Genomic DNA, 20087 nt, shown 5'->3' with positions numbered 1-20087 from the left:
CCCTGGCGAAGAAGGCCGCGGCTTTTTTTAAAAACTCGTTCTCCATCCGGAGCCGACGATTCTCGACTTCCAGTTCCGCGAGCCGGGCATGATCTGACGGGGTCAGCTTCTTCTCGGGCTCGGGATTCTCTTCACGGTACTTGTTCACCCAGTTCCCGAGGGTGCCGGGAATGATCCCCAGCTCGCCAGCGACCTCGACGATCGGCCGGTCGGACTGGATCACCAGCTGGACTGCCTCGGCCTTGAACTGGGGACTGAACTTACGCCTGGATCTTCCTGCCATGTCCTTGATCCTTCCTCATAGAAGACTGTCCAAGAACCTTGGTACACCCCATTTTGTTCCACTTTCTGGAACAGAACGGCGGAGGCGCTGGAACAGAAAGGCGGGCTGGCGGGGAGAGGCGCGCCAGCGTCACGGGACCAGCGTGGCGGGTCGGCCCGGCCGACGTGGGGGATCTCGCCTCGAGCGAGGTCGGGGGAGCGGGCCTGCGTGACGTATGCTGGATCGGTCCGTGCCCGCTGAAGAAGGTGACCCTGCCCGTGGATCTGTCCCTGCTGAAGACCATCCTGCAGGTGCTTCTGGCCGTGCTGGGCCTGATCACGATCCTGCTGGTGCTGCTGCACAAGGGCCGCGGCGGTGGCCTGTCGGACATGTTCGGCGGCGGCGTGTCCTCCTCTGCGAGCGCCTCCGGTGTGGCCGAGCGCAACCTCAACCGCCTGACCGTCGGCTTCGCCGTCGGCTGGGGCGCCTGCGCCATCGGCCTCGGCATCCTCGAGACCATGCTCTGAGCGCACTGCTCTCACGCAGCAACCTGCTGCGACGCAGCGACGCCCGGTGACCTGGACGGCCACCGGGCGTCCTCGCGTTCAGGCCACGTTCTACAGCTGCGCGGCCGCCGCCTCATCGAGGAACCAGGTGGTGCTCTCCAGGCCCCGCACCGCGGAGGCCGGCACCCGGCGCGGGTCGATCTTCCCATGCCCGGCTGCGACGGCCTCAGCCTTCTCGCCGCCGGCCACCAGCAGACCCACATGCCGCGAGGAGTTCAGCACCGGCCAGGTCAGCGAGAGTCGCTCCGGCGGGGGCTTGGGGGAGTTGCGCACCGGGATCGCGTTGGCGGCGACATCCTCCTGATCCGGGTGATTCGGGAACAGGGAGGCCACGTGAGCATCGGGTCCCACGCCCAGCCACACCACGTCGAAGAACGCCTGCCCCCGGGTGCGGAAGGGCTCATCGCCGCCCATCTGGTCCAGCTGCTGCCCGTACCACGCGGCGGCGTCCTCGAGGGACATGCCATCGGCGGGGGAGGGCATCGGGTGCACGTTGCGCAGCGGCAGCCCCGCATCGAGCAGCTCGCTGAGCAGCCCCTCCCGCACCTGCTCATCGTTGCGGTCCTCGCTGTCGGGCGCCACAAACCGCTCATCGCCCCACCACAGGTGCAGATGCTCGAGCTCCACATCCGCGGCGGCAAGGGCCGACGGTAGCGCGAGCGCCGCCTTCGTGCCGACGGTGCCGCCGGTGAGCACCAGATGCGCCTGCGCCCGCTCCTTCAGGGCAGCGGCGAGCTTCGCGGCGGCGTCCTCGGCGGCGGCTTGAGCGACCGCATCGGCGTCGGGGCGCACCACATCGATGGGCTCCGGCTTGTCCTGCGCGTAGGCGGCGTTGCCGTCCACGGAGGAGAAGGCCGCGGCGAGCACCTCGCCGTACACCTCATCGGGGTCCAGGCGCCGCAGCTCCTCGGTGATGAGCTCGGCGAGGGTGCGGCGCGGCATCGTCACATGCTGGCCCCCCTCGTCCCCGGGCAGGGACATGAGGATCGAGGTGTCATCCACGCGCTGCAGGGAGATGGTGCCGTCCTCGCGGGTGAGCGTCACCCCCTGCACGCCGGGCCCCTCGTGGTCCTTGCTCTCGACCGCGGTGATGGTCGGTTTCACGCCGAGGGTCAGGTGCAACCAGGCCGCCATGAGCGTCACCGAGGGATTCCCGGGGGCGCCGCTGACCTCGATCGCCGTGGGCACACTGACCGGTGGCACTTCGTAGGCGCTCGCCATGAGCCCGCGCCAGCGTGTCAGGCGCGCCCATGCGAAGTCACTGTCTCCGCTGACGTAGCCGTGGCGCAGCCGCTTGAGGGTCCCGGTGGGATCCGGGCAGGCAGCCGAGTCGGTGATGCGACGCTGGGACATCGAGCCCAGCACATCGTGCACGGGGGAGGACGGGGCGTTCTCCGGCCACCAGGTGACGATCGGTGCATCCGGCAGCAGCAGTGCCATCACCAGGGTGTCCAGGGAGCGCATGACGTCCCCGCGCGCGTGCAGGATGACGATCTCCCCGGCCCCGGCGTCGCGGCCCACCCGGATCTCGGCATCCAGGCCCGAGGTCTCCGCCTCCGGCTCGGCATCGACCACGAGCACCCGGGCGGGATGCTCATGGCTCGCCGCGACCGCCGCCTCGAGCGGCTTCTCGATATCGCCGGTGGCCACGATGATCAGGGTGAGGACGCGGCCGATGGTGTTCGCGCCGAACGTCTCCCGCATCTCGATCATCGTCTTGTCGATCGCCGATGCGGTGGTGTCGGTCAGGGTGGTGATCACGGTCGCCTCCAGGTACGCCCATCACGGGCGAGCATTTCGTGCGCGGTCTCGGGGCCCCAGGTGCCGGGCCGGTAGGGGGCGGGGTCCAGGTGCTCGGCCCAGAACTCGATGACCGGATCCAGGATCTGCCAGGACAGCTCCACCTCCTTCTGGCGGGGGAACAGCGGCGGATCGCCCAGCAGCATGTCCAGGATCAGCCGCTCGTACGCCTCGGGGGACTCCTCGGTGAAGTTCATGCCGTAGGCGAAGTCCATCGTCACGTCCCGCACCTCCATCTGGGTGCCGGGCACCTTGGAGCCGAAGCGCATGGTCACGCCCTCATCGGGCTGGACCCGGATGACGATCGCGTTCTGCCCCAGATCCGCGGTGTCGGTCGAGCGGAACGGCAGGAACGGCGCGCGCTTGAACACCACCGCGATCTCGGTGACGCGGCGCCCCAGACGCTTGCCAGCCCGCAGGTAGAACGGCACCCCGGCCCAGCGGCGGGTGGCGATGTCCAGGCGCATCGCCGCGAAGGTCTCCGTGGTGGAGTCCTCCTCGATGCCGTCCTCCTCGAGGTAGGAGCGCACCTCGGTGCCGCCCTGCCAGCCGCCCACGTACTGGCCGCGCGCGGTATGGGCCGCGAGATCATCGGGCAGCTGCACCGCGGAGAGGACCTTCTCCTTCTCCGCCCGCAGATCCGCGGCCTCGAAGCTGATCGGCTCCTCCATCGCGGTCAGCGCCAGCAGCTGCAGCAGGTGGTTCTGGATGACGTCCCGGGCGGTGCCGATCCCGTCGTAGTACCCGGCGCGGGAGCCGATGCCGATGTCCTCAGCCATCGTGATCTGCACGTGGTCCACGTAGCTGGCGTTCCAGATCGGCTCGAACAGCTGGTTGGAGAAGCGCAGCGCCAGGATGTTCTGCACCGTCTCCTTGCCCAGGTAATGATCGATGCGGAACACGTCCTCGGGGCGGAACACCTGCTCCACCACGTCATTGAGCTCGCGCGCGGAGGCGAGGTCATGCCCGAAGGGCTTCTCGATGACGACGCGCCGCCAGGACCCGTCCTGGGCGGTGTTCAGCCCGGACTCCGCCAGCTGTGAGCACACCTGCGGGAACGCGGCCGGGGGGATCGAGAGGTAGAAGGCGTGGTTGCCGCCGGTGCCGCGGGTGCGGTCCAGCTCGCCCACCACCTCGGTGAGCTTCTCGAAAGCAGCGGAGTCATCGAAGGTGCCCTCGACGAACCGAAGGCCGCCGCGCAGCTGCTCGAAGACGGATTCGTCGAAGCCGGTGCGCGTGTGCGCGGATACGGACTCCTTCACGTACTGCGCGAAGTCCTCGTCGGACCAGTCACGCCGCCCGTAGCCCACCAGACCGAAGCTCGGCGGCAGCAGCCCGCGGTGGGTGAGGTCGTAGATCGCCGGCAGCAGCTTCTTCTTCGCCAGGTCGCCGGTGACGCCGAACATCACCATCGAGGATGGTCCGGCGATCAGCGGCAGGCGTCGGTCCCGGGGGTCGCGCAGCGGATTGGCCGCGCCGTCCGGGGCCGACGGGGTGGTCGTGTCGGTCACGAGGGTCCTTCCAGGACAGGGGACCCGCAGGTCCGGGCAGGAGGGGGAAGCACGCGGCGGCGGCCCGCCCGCTGGGGGCGAGCCGCCGCCGGGTGGTCAGGCGCGAGCGGCCTCGACGGAGCTGGTGACGGTCTCGACGAGCTCCAGCCACGCCTTCTCGAATTTCTGCACACCCTCGGTCTCGAGGACGGCGAACACGTCGGCGAGATCCACGCCGGCATCAGCGATCGCCAGCAGACGCTCCTCCGCCTCCTGGGCGGCCCCGGCATCCAGGGCGGCGGCGGGGGAGGAATGTTCGGCGACGGCCTCGAGCGTCTTCTCCGGCATGGTGTTCACGCACGGATCGGCGACGAGCTGGTCCACGTACAGGGTGTCGGCGTACTCGGGGTTCTTCACCCCGGTGGAGGCCCACAGCGGGCGCTGCACGTTCGCGCCCTGGTCCTCGAGCGCCGTGAAGCGTTCGGAGCTGAAGACTTCGAGGTACTCGCCGAAGGCGGCGCGAGCGTTGGCCACCCCGGCCTGACCGCGCAGCCGCAGGGCCTGGCCGCCGATCTGCTCGAGACGGGCATCGATCTCCGTGTCCACGCGAGAGACGAAGAAGGAGGCGACCGAGTGGATGCGCGAGAGGTCCTTGCCCGCCGCGGCAGCCTGCTCGAGGCCGTCGAGGTAGGCCTCCATGACGGCCTGGTAGCGCTCGACGGAGAAGATCAGGGTGACGTTCACGCTGATGCCCTCGGCGATGACCGCGGTGATGGCCGGCAGCCCCTCCTCGGTGGCGGGGATCTTGATCATCACGTTCTCGCGGCCCACCACCTCGAACAGGTGCTTTGCCTGCTCGATGGTGCGCTCGGTCTCATGGGCCAGACGCGGGTCCACCTCGATAGAGACCCGGCCGTCGTAGCCGTCGGTGGCGGCGTGCACGTCCTGCATCAGCTCCGCGGCGGTGCGCACATCGTCGGTGGTGAGCTTCTCGATGACGGCTTCGACATCGGCCCCGTCGCGGGCGAGCTGGGCGATATCGGCGTCGTAGTCCTCGGCACCGGAGATCGCGGCCTGGAAGATCGATGGGTTCGTGGTCACCCCGACGATGTTGCGGGTGTCCATGAGCTCGCGCAGGTTGCCGGTGGCGAGGCGGGAGCGAGAGAGGTCATCGAGCCAGATGGCCACTCCGGCGTCGGTGAGGGCCTGGGTGCGGGGGTTCTGGGTCATGGGGCGTCCTTCCGTGCAGCGGGGTGTGATGGGCGGTCTGCGGTCCAGGAGCGCAGCGCGGGCGCAGCGGCCGATGGATCGGACCGATGCGCCGCGAAGATCGGGAGCGGACGGCGCAGATCGGGAGCGGACGGTGAACAGCGCCGGAGCGCAGGGCCGACGGGGCGGGGCCGCCGCGGGCGTCCCCGCCCCGTCCCAGCTCAGCCCTGGGCGGCGGCGAGGGAATCCTTCGCCGCGGCGACCACGGCCTCCGGCGTGAAGCCGAACTCGGTGAACAGGGTGTTCGCATCCGCGGAGGCACCGTAGTGCTCGAGGGACACGGCCCGGCCGTGCGCACCCAGCAGCTTGTGCCAGGGCATCGCGATCCCGGCCTCGACGCTGACGCGCGCCGTCACCGCGGCGGGCAGCACGGACTCGCGGTACTCCTCGTCCTGCTCCTCGAACCACTCCATCGACGGCATCGACACCAGGCGCGTGGGAATCCCTTCGGCCTCGAGCGTCTTCTGCGCCGCAGCGGCGTGCTGTACCTCCGAGCCGGTGGCGATGAGGATCAGCTGCGGGTCCGCGGAGGCTTCCTTCATGATGTACGCGCCCTTGGCCAGGCCCTCGGCGCTCGCGTACTCGGAGCGGTCGAAGGTGGGCATGGCCTGGCGGGAGAGGATCAGGCCGACGGGGCCGTGATCGCGCTCCAGCAACGCCTTCCACGCCTGCGCGGTCTCGTTCGCATCGGCCGGGCGCACGATCGAGAGGTTCGGGATCGCGCGGTAGGCCGCGAGGTGCTCGACCGGCTGGTGGGTGGGGCCATCCTCGCCCAGGCCGATGGAGTCATGCGTCCACACGTAGGTCGACGGGGTCTTCATGAGCGCCGCCAGGCGCACCGCTCCGCGCATGTAGTCCGCGAACTGGAAGAAGGTGCCGCCGTAGGGGCGGGTCAGGCCGTGCAGGGCGATCCCGGAGAGGATCGCGCCCATCCCGTGCTCGCGGATGCCGAAGTGCAGGGTGCGGCCGTAGGGGGTGCCGGAGAACTCCGAGCTGGAGCGGTCCTTGGGCAGGAAGGACGGCTCGCCCTTCATGGTGGTGTTGTTCGAGCCGGCGAGGTCGGCGGAGCCGCCCCACAGTTCGGGCATGACCGGGGCGAGGGCCTCGAGCACCTTCCCGGAGGCGGCGCGGGTGGCGATGCCCTTCTCATCGGCCTCGAAGGTGGGGAACGCTTCGGCGAAGCCCTCCGGCAGCTCGCGGGCCTGCAGACGGTCCAGCAGCGCGGCCTGCTCGGCGTTGGCGCTGCGCCAGGCCTGGTAGGACTCCTCCCACTGCTCCCGCTCGGCCTTCGCCCGCTCGGCGAGAGCGCGAGTGTGCACGAGGACCTTCTCGTCGACTGCGAAGTCCTGTTTCGGATCGAAGCCCAGCAGCTCCTTGAGCGCGGCCACCGCCTCGGTGCCGAGCTTCGCGCCATGCACGGTGTGGGAGCCGGCCAGCTCCGGGATCGGCCAGCCGATCACGGTGCGCAGACGGATGAAGGTCGGCTTGTCGGTGACCTTCTGGCCCTCCAGGATCGCCTGCTCGAGCGCGGCGACGTCCTCGAGGTATTCCGAGCCGCCCTGGGTCCAGTCCACGGTGCGCACGTCCCAGCCGTAGGCCTCATAGCGCGCAGCGGTGTCCTCGCCGAAGGCGATCGAGGTATCGCCCTCGATGGAGATCTCGTTGTCGTCCCAGATGACGATGAGGTTGCCGAGCTCCTGGGTGCCGGCCAGGGAGCTGGCCTCGGAGCTGACGCCCTCCTGCAGGTCACCATCGGAGGCGATGACGTAGGTGAAGTGATCGAAGGGGCTCGTGCCGGGGGCCGCCTCGGGGTCCAGCAGGCCGCGCTCGCGGCGCTGCGCCATGGCGAAGCCCACGGCGGAGGAGATGCCCTGCCCGAGCGGGCCGGTGGTCATCTCCACGCCGTCGGTCACAAAGTTCTCGGGGTGGCCGGGGGTCTTGGAACCGAAGGTCCGCAGGGCCTTGAGGTCATCGAGCTCGAGACCGAAGCCGCCCAGGAACAGCTGGATGTACTGGGTCAGGCTCGAGTGTCCGGCGGAGAGGATGAACCGGTCGCGGCCCAGCCAGTTCGCATCGGTCGGGTCGTGGCGCATGATGCGCTGGTAGAGCAGATAGGCGGCGGGAGCGAGGCTCACCGCGGTGCCGGGGTGGCCGTTGCCGACCTTCTCCACGGCGTCGGCTGCGAGCACGCGCGCGGTGTCCACCGCCGTGCGGTCCAGCTCGGTCCAGCCTTCGGGTGCCTTGAACGTGGTGCTCATGAGGTGATGCTTCCTTTCGCCGGTGACGGTTCCACCTTAGTCGTGCGACGGGAAATCGCCAGGGTCGCTCCCGTCTGTTGCCGTCGCGCTGTTGCCGTCCCGACTGTGCGGTGCTCACGATCACGGGCAGCGCTGCGACCTGCGGCCGGGACCTTCGCCTAGACTGGCCTGGTCCATGAGGTCTATCGACCGCGACAGCATCTGCGCTTGCTGCCGATGCTGCAGTCTCCGCGATAGCCGGACTGAGACCGACAGTCAGAGGAAGGACGGTGGGCGGTGACCGCCACCGAGGAAGCTCGCCTCCCGGGCACCGGGCAGACGTCGCCCCACCGCTGCGGCGCGAGCGTGCTGCGCGCCTATGTGGCGCTGACCAAGCCGCGCATCATCGAGCTGCTGCTGATCACCACGATCCCCACCATGTTCCTCGCCGCCGGGGGCTTTCCCTCCCCGCTGCTGATCCTCACCACCATCATCGGCGGGTACCTCGCCGCTGGCGGGGCGAACGCGCTGAACATGTACCTGGACCGGGACATCGACGCGAAGATGAAGCGCACGCGGAACCGTCCGCTCGTGACGGGGGAGATCTCCCCGCGCAACGGGCTGATCTTCGGGCTCGTGCTCTCGGCGATCTCCGTGCTGTGGCTGGGCCTGCTGGTGAACTGGATGTCTGCGGCGCTGGCGGCTCTTGCGATCGCGCTGTACGTCGTTTTCTACACGATGATCCTCAAGCGCCGCACCAGCCAGAACATCGTCTGGGGTGGGATCGCCGGATGCATGCCGGTGCTGATCGGCTGGTCGTCCGTCACCGGCTCCGTCTCCTGGACCGCGGTGCTGCTGTTCGCCGTCATCTTCTTCTGGACCCCGCCGCACTATTGGCCGCTCGCGGAGAAGTTCTCCCGCGACTATGAGCGCGCCGGGGTGCCGATGCTCCCGGTCGTCTCGACCCGCCGGAATGTCGCGCTGCAGATGATCGGCCACACCGCCGCGATGATCGCCGCGAGCCTGGCGATCATCCCGCTGGGCCACACCGGCTGGGTGTACGGCACCGTTGCGGTGCTGGCCGGTGCCTGGTTCGCCTACCTCGTGGTGCGCTACGCCCTGCGGGTGCGCCGCGGTCTGGTCGGCAAGGCGCTCGGTCCGATGACCGTCTTCCACGGCTCCATCACCTACCTCACGGTCCTGTTCGTCGCCCTCGCGATCGACCCCTTCGTCCAGCTGTGAGCCGGACCGGCGCCTCCTCCGGGCCGCCGGATCCCCTGCGCCCGCTGGACCGGCGCCTCCTTGAGCAGTACCTCGGACATCTGCGCGTCGAACGGGGGCTGTCCGACAACACCCTGGCCGCCTACCGCCGGGACCTGACCCGGTACTTCACGCACCTCGCCACCGAGGACCTCGACGTCAGCACGGTGGATCCCGGGGCGCTCGGCAGCTGGGTGCAGGTGCTGCGCAGCGGGGGAGACGGGCGTCCGGCCCTCGCCGCCGCGTCGGCCGCGCGGAATCTTGCGGCGGTGCGCGGCCTGCATGCCTTCCTCGATGCTGAACGGGTCTCCTCCACCGGCGACCCCTCCCGGCTCGTGCCCAGTCCCGCGCTGCCCCGTCGGCTCCCGCATCCGCTGACCATCGACCAGGTCGAGGCGCTGCTGGAGGCCGCGGGACGGCCGGGTACCGGACGCGATGCGACCGAGCGGGCGCTGCGCGACCGGGCCCTGCTGGAGCTGCTGTACGGCACGGGCGCCCGGATCTCCGAGGCTACCGGCCTGGACGTCGACGATGTCGACCATGCCGCCCGCTCCGCGGTGCTGCACGGCAAGGGGGATAAGCAGCGCGTGGTCCCGGTGGGCAGCTACGCCCTCGACGCGCTCGAGGCGTATCTGACGCGAGGGCGCCCGGCACTGGCCGCGCACGGGAAGGGCACCCCCGCGGTGTTCCTCGGCTCCCGCGGCACCCGGCTGACCCGCCAGGCCGCCTGGCAGGTGGTGCAGCGCGCCGCCCGCGACGCCGAGCTCACCGACCTGCCTGAGCCGATCAGCCCCCACACCCTGCGCCATTCCTATGCCACGCATCTGCTGCACGGCGGCGCCGATGTGCGCAGCGTGCAGGAGCTGCTGGGTCACGCCTCGGTGACCACCACGCAGCTGTACACGCAGGTGACCGTTGACAGCCTGCGCGAAGCCCACGCGGCCGCTCATCCGCGTGCCCGGTGAGGGGCGTAGACTTGCCCGGCACGACGATGCGCCCCGGCCGCCAGCCGGAGCTCCCGGGCTGGGACCGCAGATCCGCCGGCCCCCGGGACACGGCGCACGTGCTCGCATCACCGAACGCCGACGACAGGACATCCTCGTGAGAGAGACCTCCTCCCAGCAGCTGGACATCGATCTCGGCCCCACCGGCCGTCCGATGCCGGAGCTCCCGGAGCCGGCGCCCCTGGACTCCCACGGCCCCGCGCGTGTGATCTCGATGGTCAACCAGAAGGGCGGGGTCGGGAAGACCACGAGCGTCATCAACCTCGGGGCCGCCCTCGCGGAGCTCGGGCGCAAGGTGCTGCTGGTGGACCTCGATCCCCAGGGCGCGCTGAGCGCCGGAACGGGCATCAACCCCTACGACCTCGACGTCACCGTCTACAACCTGCTCATGGAGCGCGGGCATGACGTGCGCGAGGTGATCCAGGAGACCTCCACCGAGCGTCTGGACGTGCTGCCGGCCAACATCGACCTCTCCGCCGCGGAGGTCACCCTCGTCAACGAGGTGGCGCGCGAGATGGCGCTCGCCCGGGTGCTGCGCCCGGTCACCGATGACTATGACGTCATCATCATCGACTGCCAGCCTTCGCTGGGCCTGCTGACCGTCAATGCCCTGGCCGCGAGCCACGGTGTGATCATCCCGCTGGAGGCGGAGTACTTCGCGCTGCGCGGTGTGGCACTGCTGGTGGAGACCATCGAGAAGGTGCAGGACCGCATCAATCCGCGGCTGGATCTCGACGGCATCCTCATCACGATGTTCGACCCGCGCACCCTGCACGCCCGCGAGGTGTGCCAGCGCGTCGTGGAGGCGTTCCCGGACAAGGTCTTCCACACCACGATCAACCGCACGGTGAAGTTCCCCGACGCCTCGGTGGCTGCGGAGCCGATCATCTCCTATGCCTCCTCCACCAAGGGCGCCGATGCCTACCGCCAGCTCGCCCGCGAGCTCATCTCCCGCGGCGCCGCAGCCTGATGTCCTCCGAGCAGGGACGCCGACGCGGACGCGGGCGCAGCAGCGGAGCCGACAAGAGCAGCAGCGGCGCGGGCACGGGCGGCAGCCCTCGCGCCGGGGCGTCGGGGCCTCGCACGGGGGCCGACGGGAGCGCTCGTCCCGCGAAGCAGCGTCACAGCCGCCGCCGCAGCGCTTTCACGCCGCCGCGCCGTGTGCAGCTGCGCGATGGGGACGGCGCGCCGCGACCGGCCGCCGCACGCGACGCGGACGGCATGGCCGATGTTCACGTCGAGGACGGGGAGCGGCTGCAGAAGGTGCTGGCCCGCGCGGGCTTCGGCTCCCGCCGCGCCTGCGAGGCCCTGATCGCGACGGGCCGTGTGCGCGTGGACGGTGCCGTGGTGCGTGAGCAGGGTGTGCGGATCGACCCGGCGCAGCAGGTTATCCACGTCGATGGGCGGCGTCTGCAGCTGGATGACACCAAGCTCACCGTCGCCCTCAACAAGCCCCGCCATGTCGTCTCGGCGATGAGCGACCCGGAGGGACGGCGCGACCTCACCGAGTTCACCGCCGCCTATGACCAGCGGCTCTACCATGTGGGGCGCCTGGACTATGAGACCGAAGGGCTGTTGCTGCTGACCAATGACGGCGAGCTCGCGCATCGTCTGACCCACCCCAGCTTCGAGGTCGAGAAGACCTACGTGTGCCGCTTCGACGCCCCCGGCGGGCCGCCCCGCTCGCTGGTGCGCTCCCTCAAGGACGGCATCGAGCTCGAGGACGGTCCCGCACGTGCCGATCGTGCCCGCGTCATCGCCCAGGATGGTCAGGAGGCCATCGTCGAGGTGACGCTGCACGAAGGCCGCAACCGCATCGTGCGACGCATGTTCTCCGCCCTCGGCTTCGAACTGACCGCCCTCGTGCGCACCCGCATCGGCCCCGTCCTGCTCGCGGATCTCGCCCCCGGCGACACCCGGGAGCTGAGCAGCAAGGAGCTCGGCACCCTCATGGCGGAGGTGGGGATGTGAGCACCGGCGGCCTGGTCCCGCAGACGGTGCGGATCATCGGCACCGGCCTCATCGGCGGCAGCCTCGGGATGGCCCTCGGGGCCGCCGGAGCGAACGTCCAGGTGGAGGACATCTCCCCGGGCACCACCGCGCTCGCGGTCGAGCTCGGCGTGGGACATGTCGCTGCCGATGACGAGGCCGAGCCGGACCTCGTCATCGTCGCTGCGCCCCCGGATGCCACCGCGCAGCTGGTCAGCCGGGCCCTCACCACCTGGCCGACGGCACTGGTCACCGATGTCGCGAGCGTCAAGAGCGTCGTCCTCGACGCAGTGGCGCGCGCGGTCGAGCCCGCGCAGCTCACCCGTTACATCGGCGCTCATCCCATGGCCGGACGCGAGATCTCCGGGGTGATCGCCGCCCGCGGCGACCTGTTCCGCGGCCGCCCCCTGGTCGTCGTCCCGCACCCCACCACCGCGCCGGAGGCCATCGGCGTGCTGCAGGGCCTCGCGACCGCCATCGGCTCCGTGCCGGTGACGATGTCTGCCGCCCAGCATGATGCCGCCGTCGCGCATGTCTCCCACGTCCCGCAGGTGCTCTCGAGCCTGCTCGCGACCACGCTGCTTCAGCCGGATGACGCGGCTCTTGCCCTGGCCGGTCAGGGGCTGCGGGACACCACCCGCATCGCCGACTCCGATCCGCGCCTGTGGATGGAGATCCTGGGGGCGAACGCCGAGGCCGTCGGCCAGGTGCTGGGGCAGGTCCGCGACCGGCTCGAGGAGATCCTCGCCGCCCTCGAGACCCTGCCGGGGGACCCCGATCCGGCGATCGGCTCCCGGCGCGCCCTCGCAGCACTGGTCGCCGATGGGAACCGTGGCGTGCGCCGCATCCCCGGCAAGCACGGCGGTGCCTCCGATGCCTTCGCGACCGTCACCGTGCTCGTCCCAGACCGGCCCGGTGAGCTCGGTCGACTGTTCACTGAGATGGGCGAGATCGGCGTGAACCTCGAGGATTTCCGGCTCGAGCACAATCTGGGCCGCCAAGTGGGCCTGGGGCACCTCGCGGTGGACAGTGCCCGTGAGGAGCTGCTCACGCGAGAGCTCACGGCGCGCGGCTGGAGCGTCGTCGGATCCTGATCCGCCGCACTCGGCACGTATCCTGGAGGAATGCACAGCACCGCGCCCCTGACCGCCCCCGCGGGCATCACCATCGCGATCGACGGCCCGGCCGGCTCCGGCAAGTCCACCGTCTCCCGCCTGGTCGCCGAGGCTCTGGACGGCGGCATCCTCGACACCGGCGCTATGTACCGCGCGGTGACCTGGTACTGCCTGGATCGTGACGTGCCGCTCGAGGACCGGGAGGCCGTCGCCGACGTCGCCGAGCATCTGGACCTCGAGCTCGGCACCGACCCGTCGGGCGCCACCGTGGTGGTCGCGGGCACCGATATCACCGAGCAGATCCGCACCGAGCGCATCAGCCAGCAGGTCTCCGCCGTCGCCACCAACACGCTGGTGCGGGCGATCCTGCAGCGCCGCCAGCGCGAGCTGCTGTTCGCCACCGCTGCCGAGCGCGGATTCTGCGTCGCCGAAGGCCGGGACATCACCACCGTCGTCGCTCCCGACGCCTCCCTGCGGATCCTGCTGACCGCCTCCGATGAAGAGCGCATGCGCCGCCGTGCCGCCGAGCTGCAGCTCGAGGACAGCCCGGAGACCCGCGAGCGCATGGCCGACCAGGTGCTGCGGCGCGACCGGGATGATGCGACGGTCTCCGAGTTCCACACCGCCGCTGATGGCGTGCACACCCTGGACACGACGGGCCTGGATCTGCCCGATGTCGTCGAGGCGGTGCTCGCGCTCGTCGCCGCGGCAGAAGCAGAGCTCGACGACCGCACCGCCGAGGAGCAGGAGACGATGGCCGATGAGGAGGCGCCGACGCTGGCACCCTCCGCGGCCCCGGCGGATCCCGCCCCCGCCGAGGGGCCGACGGACGCGGAGATCGAGGCGGCGCTGCGCGCGGGCCTGGACGACTACGACCTCGACGAAGAGGACCTCGCGCTGCTGGCCGAGGAGCTCGGGGAGGAGCAGCTGCACGCCCCCGAGCGCAAGCTTCCCGTCGTCGCCGTCGTGGGCCGACCGAACGTCGGCAAATCCACCCTGGTGAACCGGATCATCGGTCGCCGCGAGGCCGTCGTCGAGGACGTGCCGGGCGTGACCCGCGACCGCGTGTTCTATGAGGCCGAATGGGCGGGGCAGGACTTCTGGCTGGTGGACACCGGTGGCTGGGAGGACCGTGTGCAGGGCATCGCCTACCGGGTAGCCGAGCAGGCCGAGGCAGCCGTGGGCCTGGCTGATGTGGTCATGTTCGTGGTCGACGCGAACGTCGGCATCACCACCACCGATGAGCAGCTGCTGAAGGTGCTGCGCCGCGCCCAGGTCCCGATCGTGCTGGTCGCCAACAAAGTCGATGATGAGCGCGGCGAGCTCGAGGCCGCGGCTCTGTGGAATCTCGGACTCGGGCAGCCGCACCCCGTCTCCGCCCTGCACGGCCGCGGCTCCGGTGACCTGCTGGATGCCGTGCTCGAAGCCCTCCCGGAAGAGGGCAGCGGCAAGCCCGTGGATCACGGTCCGCGACGCGTGGCGCTCGTCGGCCGCCCCAATGTGGGCAAATCCTCGCTGCTGAACCGGCTGGCGAAGGAGACCCGCGTGGTGGTCGACGATGTGGCCGGCACCACCCGTGATCCGGTGGACGAGAAGATCACCCTCGGCGGCAAGGAATGGACCTTCGTGGACACCGCGGGGATCCGCCGCCGCGTCGGCCAGTCCCAGGGCGCGGACTACTACGCCTCTTTGCGCACCCGCGCAGCGCTGGATCGCGCGGAGGTCGCGGTGGTGCTGCTGGAAGCCCAGGAGCCGCTGTCCACGCAGGACCTGAAGATCATCGACATGGTCCTCGAGTCCGGGCGCGCCCTCGTGCTGGCCTTCAACAAGTGGGATCTGCTGGATGAGGACCGACGGGCCGCACTCGAGCGCGAGATCGAACGGGACCTGGGGCATGTGGCCTGGGCGCCGCGGGTGAACCTCTCCGCCCTCACCGGACGCCACGCCGACAAGCTGGTGCCAGCGCTCGAGACCGCCCTCGAATCCTGGGACCGCCGCATCCCCACGGGCCGACTCAACGCCTTTTTGGGGCAACTCGTGGCGGCGCATCCGCATCCGCTGCGCGGCGGCAAGCAGTCCCGCATCCTGTTCGCCACGCAGGCCCGCACCCGCCCGCCGCGGTTCGTGATCTTCGCCAGCGGCTTCTTGGAGCACGGCTACCGCCGCTTCATCGAGCGGCGCCTGCGGGAGGACTTCTCCTTCCCGGGCTCGCCGATCGTCATCGGGGTGCGGATCCGCGAGAAACGCCGCCGCTGAACCGCCGCACGACACCTCGCTCAGCGCGGTGACGGCACCGGGTGGAGCGGCCGATGAGCGCGGTGTGCGCGCAGGCGAGCGCACCCCGTATCGTGGGGCCTATGAGCAACCCCGGTGACAGCACCAACTGGAACGACGCCCAGCCCTCCCAAGATCCGTGGGCCCAGCCTCCTGGTGAGCAGGAGAGCCAGGCACCGCAGGATGCCGCGGACCAGCAGGCCGCCGCAGACCCGTATGGCCAGCAGTCCTACCCCGATCCCTACGGGCTCCAGTCCACCGGACAGGACTTCGCCGAGCAGCCGTCCTCTTCCGACCCGTACGGTCAGAGCTCTGCGCTGCAGCCGCCCGCCGCGGATCCGTATGGTCAGCAGCCAGCCGGGCAGGACGCTGCCAGCCAGCAGCCGTCCGCCGATCCGTACGGGCAGGGCTCCGCGCCGCAGCAGCCGTCCGCCGATCCGTTCGGCCAGCAGCCATCCGCGGATTCCTACGGGCAGAGCTCCGCATCGCAGCCGTCGGCCGCAGACCCCTATGGTCAGCAGCCCTCCGATCCGTACAACCAGGGCGGCCAGCAGTGGTCGCCGGCCTCCGGTGCCTCCGCCGCGACGCCCTACGGCGCCCCAGCCGGTCAGCCCGCCGGCGCAGCGCCCGGTGCCCCGGCCAGCCAGCCCGCCGGTGGACCCGGGGAGCCGCAGAGCCGACTCATGGTGGGTCTGCTCGGCATCTTCCTGGGCGGCTTCGGTGTGCACCGCTTCCTGCTGGGATACACCACCATCGGCATCATCCAGATCGTCGTCACCCTGGTGACATGCGGTGTCGGCGCCTGGTGGGGGCTGATCGAAGGCATCATGATTCTCGCCAAGGCGGACGCCTTCCGGACCGACGCCCACGGACGCGAGCTCAGGGACTGACGTCCAGCGTCAGGGGAGAGGGGACAGCAGACGATGACCTATCCGGCAGGGGCCTATGCGCCCGACCGTAGCGCGATCCAGCGCAGTGCGATCACGCTGATCGTCGTGGGATTCCTGTGCGGTGGGACGATTCCTGCCGTGATGGGGATCATCGCGCTCGTGCTGATGGACTCGGACCCGGCGTCCGCACGGACGATGAACAAGGTGGGGTGGATCCTCTTCTGGGTGATCTTCGGCCTGCTGCTGCTGTTCCTCCTCGTGTACTTCGGGTTCTTCGTGCTCATCATGGGGGCCGCGTTCATCCCCCTGCTGGGCACCTGAACGGAGGCCCGCCATCTCGACCCCGGAGTTCATCCTTTCCCTGCGCGAGCACATCGGCCACGCCCCGCTGTGGCTCACCGGCGTGAGCGCGATGGTGGTGGACCCCGCACGCACCCAGCTGCTCGTGGTGCGTCGCGCGGACAACGGCGCCTGGACCCCGGTGACCGGCATTCTGGACCCCGGGGAGGAGCCCGCCCGCGCCGCAGCCCGGGAGGTCACCGAGGAGACCGGCATCGTGTGCACCCCACTGCGCCTGGCCGATGTCCGCACGCTCCCGATGGTCACCTACACCAATGGTGACCAGGCCCAGTACCTGGACCTGTGCTTCCTGTGCGAGGCGGACCCGGCCCAGGAGCCGTATCCCGCAGATGGCGAGAACACCGCGGCACGCTGGGCGCCGCTGACGAACCTGCCGCCGTTGAATCCTCGTTTCCGCGAGCAGCTGCAGATCGTGCTGTCCGACGACCCGGCGGCACGATTTCGGTGGTGAACGGCCTGCCCTTGCCGGGCACCCGCGTGCGGATCCCCCTGACCGATCGCCCCGGCGATGAGGCTGTCGTACGGGTGCTCGCGGCACCGCGGCGGGACCTCGTGCGCGCCGGTCAGCTCCCTGGCCCGCTGCTGCCCTTCGCTGACGCTGTGCTGGTGGATGTGAGCTGCGGGGGACGGACGCTGCTGCCGGGTGCCTGGGTGGATGCCGAGGTGCTGCAGCGCGGCACCCCGATCGCCCCTGCCCCCGTCGGCCCCGCGGATCTGCGCTTGCCCGCGGTGATCATCGGCAGCCCCGAGGATTGTGCCCTGCACTGGGGCGAGACGGTCTGGCCCCTGGACCTCGGCGGCACCCTGACGATCCCGGATGCCGCGCGCCCCTCACCGCACCCGCTGTCGCGGCTGCGCCGGCTCGCCCTCGTCGCGGCGGGGCGCCGTGAGGAGATCGCCCTGACCCTGTGGCAGGGGGAGGACTTTGAGATCCCCTGGCAGGACGTGCGGCTGCTGCCGCGGGCCGCGGCCTGGTTCGAGCTCGCCCAGGTCCCCGCCGGGATGCGCTACGCCGATGCCGAGCGTGCTCAGGGCGTCGGCCGCGCCGCCCGACGCGACTGACCGACCGCTCTGCCAGATCGCCCCCCGCCGAGAGGATCACCTCGCCCCTGCCGCGCTGTCGGCGTCCATACGCCGTCCCCTCCGCTGTGACCGGCGTCTCATGACGTAGGGTGCAACGTACCCGATCCCAGGAGGTGCTCGTGCATCCCGCTACGCCACCCCGGTCCGGCCCGGACCGTCGCTCCTTCCTCCGCTTCACCGCGGGGGCAGCGGCACTGCTGCCGCTCACGGCGCTGGCCGGCTGCAGCGGCAGCCGCGATGCGAACACGATCCGCATCGCGTTCCAGCAATTCGGCTCCGGCACCATCAAGCAGGAATGGATCTCCACCGCCGCCCAGGAGTTCTCTGCCGAGAACCCCGAGCTGGTCGTCGATCTGGTGCCCATCGTCGCCGCCGAGAATGACTACTTCACGAAGAACGAGCTGCTCATGAGCTCGCCGCGCACCAGCCCGGACCTCGTCTACGAGGACTCCTTCATCCTGCTGTCCGACGTCGGCGCCGGATACCTCCAGCCCATCACCGACCTCGTGGAGGGCTTCGAGAACTGGGATGACATCGCCGATGCCTCCAAGGAAGCCGTCACGGGGGAGGACGGCGAGATCTACGGCATCCCGATCACCACCGACACCCGCGCCCTGTGGTTCCAACGCGAGGTGTTCGAGCAGGTCGGCCTGCCCGATGACTGGCAGCCCACCAGCTGGGAGGAGATCCTCGAGGCCGCCCGAGCCATCCGCGACTCCGACTCCGAGGCGATCCCGCTGTTCATCTTCGCCGGGACCCCGCAGGGCGAGAAAGCCTCCATGCAGGGCTTCGAGATGCTGCTGTACGGCACCGGAGACGGCACCGGCCTCTACGACAAGGACGCCGAGAAATGGGTCCTGGGCAGCCAGGGCTTCATCGACTCCCTGACCTTCCTGAAGACCCTCTTCGAGGAGGACCTCACCGCGAGCACCGCCCAGCACCTGGACCCCAACATCTCCGAGAGCATCTACACCTCGCTGCTGCCGGACGCCAAGCTCGGCATCCTCCTCGATGGCTCGTGGATCTCCCAGAACTGGGGTGAGGGCGCCGGTCGGCCCTGGCCCGAATGGACCGACGTGATGGGGCTCGCCGACATGCCCACCCAGGACGGCGGCGGTACGAAGACCGTCACCCTCGCCGGCGGCTGGGGCCTGTCCATCCCCGAGCACGTCACCGATCGCGAGGTCGCCTTCCGCTTCCTCGAGAAGCTGGTCTCCACCGAGACCCTCGTGAACTATGCGATCGCCGACAACCACATCACCGTGCGGGCCGACGTCGCCGAGGACGAGCGTTACCGCTCCTACTCCCCGGCGGTCGAGTACTTCACACAGCTGCTCGAGACCGCGTACTACCGCCCGGCCCTGCCCGCCTACCCCGAGGTGTCCTCCGCCATCCAGGAGGCGATGGAGGCGGTCATGACCGGCAGCACCCCTGAGCAGGCCGCGGCGGAGTACGACGCCAAGGTCACCGACATCGTCGGCTCCGAGAACGTGCAGGAGGCCAGCTGATGAGCACCGCCTACGCCGAGGCTCCGAACCGGACCGGCCCGCAGCGGCGCAGCCGGCTCGGTGACCGTCTGACCCCGATCCGGGCCCTGCCCATGCTGCCGGCGGCCCTGCTGCTGCTCGGCTTCATGCTGGGCCCGATCCTGTACTCCCTCTACCTCGCCTTCACCGACTCCGCGATCCGCGGCGACGGCGCCGCGAACACCTCCTTCGTCGGCTTCCAGAACTTCACCGACGCCCTGACCGACGGGGACTTCTGGAACTCGGTGCTGCTGACCCTGGTGTTCACCATCATCTCCGCGGTGATCGGCCAGAACGTGCTGGGCATGCTGCTGGCCCTGCTCATGGAACGCGCGAACCGTGTGGTGACCTTCGTGGTGACCTCCATCGTGATCGCCGCCTGGATCCTGCCCGAGGTCGTGGCCGGCTACCTGCTGTACACGTTCTTCGCCGACGAGGGCAGTCTGAACCTGATCCTCACCTCGGTGGGACTGCCCGCGCAGGATCTGCTGTTCAGCGCCCCGATCATCGCGGTGTCCTTCGCGAACATCTGGCGTGGGGCCGCGTTCTCCATGCTCGTGTACTCCGCGGCGCTGAGCTGCGTGCCCGGGGACGTGTATGAATCGGCGGCCCTGGACGGCGCTGGGCCCGTGCGGCGCTTCCGCTCCGTGACCGTGCCGCTGCTGCGGCCCGCGATCGCCACCAACCTGATGCTGACCACGCTGCAGACCCTGTCGGTCTTCGGGCTGATCTTCATCATGACCGGCGGCGGACCGGCCCGGCAGTCCCAGACCCTGCCGCTGTACATGTACGAGCAGGCCTTCTCCTACGGCCAGCTGGGCTACGGCACCGCCGTGGCGCTCCTGCTGCTGCTGATCGGGGCCGCGGCCTCGCTGGTGTACCTGCGCCTGCTGCCGGAGGAGGACAAGCGATGAGCACCGCCACCACACCGGAGACCCCGACGACGAACACCTCGAGCTCCA

The 20087-nt window shown here is 70.1% G+C and carries 18 protein-coding genes; 13 read left to right on the top strand and 5 right to left on the bottom strand.

What is annotated here, in order from left to right:
• Positions 1-283, bottom strand: a 283-nt coding sequence (locus MU407_RS03495) for a transposase (RefSeq protein ID WP_246955377.1), incomplete at its 3' end; no start/stop codon positions are given.
• Positions 284-546: 263 nt separating this feature from the next.
• Here MU407_RS03495 and secG point away from each other — a divergent pair.
• Positions 547-789, top strand: a complete 243-nt coding sequence (gene secG / locus MU407_RS03490) for a preprotein translocase subunit SecG (RefSeq protein WP_102236009.1) — start codon at positions 547-549, stop codon at positions 787-789.
• A 90-nt stretch (positions 790-879) separates the two neighbouring features.
• Here secG and pgl read toward each other — a convergent pair whose 3' ends face one another.
• The 4 genes from pgl to tkt form a co-directional block, all read right to left on the bottom strand.
• Positions 880-2589 (bottom strand): 6-phosphogluconolactonase, encoded by a 1710-nt coding sequence (gene pgl, locus MU407_RS03485; protein WP_246955374.1) that lies wholly within the window; start codon positions 2587-2589, stop codon positions 880-882.
• Positions 2586-4139, bottom strand: coding sequence for a glucose-6-phosphate dehydrogenase (gene zwf / locus MU407_RS03480; RefSeq protein WP_246955372.1), 1554 nt, complete (start codon positions 4137-4139; stop codon positions 2586-2588). The genes pgl and zwf overlap by 4 nt, the downstream gene beginning before the upstream one ends.
• A 96-nt stretch (positions 4140-4235) precedes the next feature.
• A complete protein-coding gene (gene tal / locus MU407_RS03475; protein WP_246955370.1) occupies positions 4236-5348 on the bottom strand; it encodes a transaldolase in 1113 nt (370 codons plus the stop codon).
• Between the two features lie 200 nt (positions 5349-5548).
• Positions 5549-7645, bottom strand: a complete 2097-nt coding sequence (gene tkt / locus MU407_RS03470) for a transketolase (RefSeq protein WP_246955368.1) — start codon at positions 7643-7645, stop codon at positions 5549-5551.
• A gap of 276 nt (positions 7646-7921) precedes the next feature.
• On the opposite strand from tkt, the gene MU407_RS03465 reads away from it, so the two are divergent.
• The 12 genes from MU407_RS03465 (at position 7922) to MU407_RS03410 (ending at position 20039) form a co-directional block, all read left to right on the top strand.
• Positions 7922-8866 carry a heme o synthase gene (locus MU407_RS03465; RefSeq protein WP_348648004.1) on the top strand — a complete coding sequence of 315 codons (945 nt, stop codon included), beginning with the start codon at positions 7922-7924 and terminating at the stop codon, positions 8864-8866.
• A complete protein-coding gene (locus MU407_RS03460) occupies positions 8863-9849 on the top strand; it encodes a site-specific tyrosine recombinase XerD (protein ID WP_102235952.1) in 987 nt (328 codons plus the stop codon). Before MU407_RS03465 ends, MU407_RS03460 begins: the two co-directional genes overlap by 4 nt.
• 136 nt (positions 9850-9985) lie before the next feature.
• Positions 9986-10858, top strand: a complete 873-nt coding sequence (locus MU407_RS03455; RefSeq protein ID WP_246955366.1) for an AAA family ATPase — start codon at positions 9986-9988, stop codon at positions 10856-10858.
• Positions 10859-11109: 251 nt separating this feature from the next.
• Positions 11110-11859, top strand: a complete 750-nt coding sequence (locus MU407_RS03450; protein WP_246955364.1) for a pseudouridine synthase — start codon at positions 11110-11112, stop codon at positions 11857-11859.
• Positions 11856-12971: a prephenate dehydrogenase gene (locus tag MU407_RS03445; RefSeq protein WP_348648003.1), complete on the top strand. Its 1116-nt coding sequence runs from the start codon at positions 11856-11858 to the stop codon at positions 12969-12971. The genes MU407_RS03450 and MU407_RS03445 overlap by 4 nt, the downstream gene beginning before the upstream one ends.
• A 30-nt stretch (positions 12972-13001) precedes the next feature.
• The gene (gene der, locus MU407_RS03440; protein WP_102235956.1) at positions 13002-15248 is read left to right on the top strand and encodes a bifunctional cytidylate kinase/GTPase Der; all 2247 of its coding nucleotides are present in this window, start codon (positions 13002-13004) and stop codon (positions 15246-15248) included.
• Between the two features lie 101 nt (positions 15249-15349).
• Positions 15350-16156 carry a TM2 domain-containing protein gene (locus MU407_RS03435; protein WP_246955362.1) on the top strand — a complete coding sequence of 269 codons (807 nt, stop codon included), beginning with the start codon at positions 15350-15352 and terminating at the stop codon, positions 16154-16156.
• Positions 16157-16189: 33 nt separating this feature from the next.
• Positions 16190-16477 (top strand): hypothetical protein, encoded by a 288-nt coding sequence (locus MU407_RS03430; protein ID WP_246955360.1) that lies wholly within the window; start codon positions 16190-16192, stop codon positions 16475-16477.
• Between the two features lie 91 nt (positions 16478-16568).
• Positions 16569-16967, top strand: a complete 399-nt coding sequence (locus MU407_RS03425) for an NUDIX domain-containing protein (RefSeq protein ID WP_281507603.1) — start codon at positions 16569-16571, stop codon at positions 16965-16967.
• Positions 16964-17578 (top strand): hypothetical protein, encoded by a 615-nt coding sequence (locus tag MU407_RS03420; protein WP_246955358.1) that lies wholly within the window; start codon positions 16964-16966, stop codon positions 17576-17578. Before MU407_RS03425 ends, MU407_RS03420 begins: the two co-directional genes overlap by 4 nt.
• A gap of 110 nt (positions 17579-17688) precedes the next feature.
• Positions 17689-19107 carry an extracellular solute-binding protein gene (locus MU407_RS03415; protein WP_246955356.1) on the top strand — a complete coding sequence of 473 codons (1419 nt, stop codon included), beginning with the start codon at positions 17689-17691 and terminating at the stop codon, positions 19105-19107.
• On the top strand, positions 19107-20039 hold the full coding sequence (locus MU407_RS03410) for a sugar ABC transporter permease (RefSeq protein WP_246955353.1): 933 nt from the start codon (positions 19107-19109) through the stop codon (positions 20037-20039). The genes MU407_RS03415 and MU407_RS03410 overlap by 1 nt, the downstream gene beginning before the upstream one ends.
• Positions 20040-20087 lie beyond the last annotated feature (48 nt).

The organism is Brachybacterium sp. Marseille-Q7125, from assembly GCF_023062615.1.
Taxonomy (GTDB): Bacteria; Actinomycetota; Actinomycetes; order Actinomycetales; family Dermabacteraceae; genus Brachybacterium.
The sequence above is the reverse complement of the archived record's forward strand: the minus strand, read 5'-3'. Positions and strand labels throughout refer to the sequence as shown.

Excerpts from the sequence above, each read along its gene's own strand:
- tal (WP_246955370.1), bottom strand. The coding sequence starts at position 5,348 with ATGACCCAGAACCCCCGCACCCAGGCCCTCACCGACGCCGGAGTGGCC.
- tkt (WP_246955368.1), bottom strand. The coding sequence starts at position 7,645 with ATGAGCACCACGTTCAAGGCACCCGAAGGCTGGACCGAGCTGGACCGC.
- MU407_RS03450 (WP_246955364.1), top strand. The coding sequence starts at position 11,110 with ATGGCCGATGTTCACGTCGAGGACGGGGAGCGGCTGCAGAAGGTGCTG.
- der (WP_102235956.1), top strand. The coding sequence starts at position 13,002 with ATGCACAGCACCGCGCCCCTGACCGCCCCCGCGGGCATCACCATCGCG.
- MU407_RS03435 (WP_246955362.1), top strand. The coding sequence starts at position 15,350 with ATGAGCAACCCCGGTGACAGCACCAACTGGAACGACGCCCAGCCCTCC.
- MU407_RS03430 (WP_246955360.1), top strand. The coding sequence starts at position 16,190 with ATGACCTATCCGGCAGGGGCCTATGCGCCCGACCGTAGCGCGATCCAG.
- MU407_RS03425 (WP_281507603.1), top strand. The coding sequence starts at position 16,569 with ATGGTGGTGGACCCCGCACGCACCCAGCTGCTCGTGGTGCGTCGCGCG.
- MU407_RS03410 (WP_246955353.1), top strand. The coding sequence starts at position 19,107 with ATGAGCACCGCCTACGCCGAGGCTCCGAACCGGACCGGCCCGCAGCGG.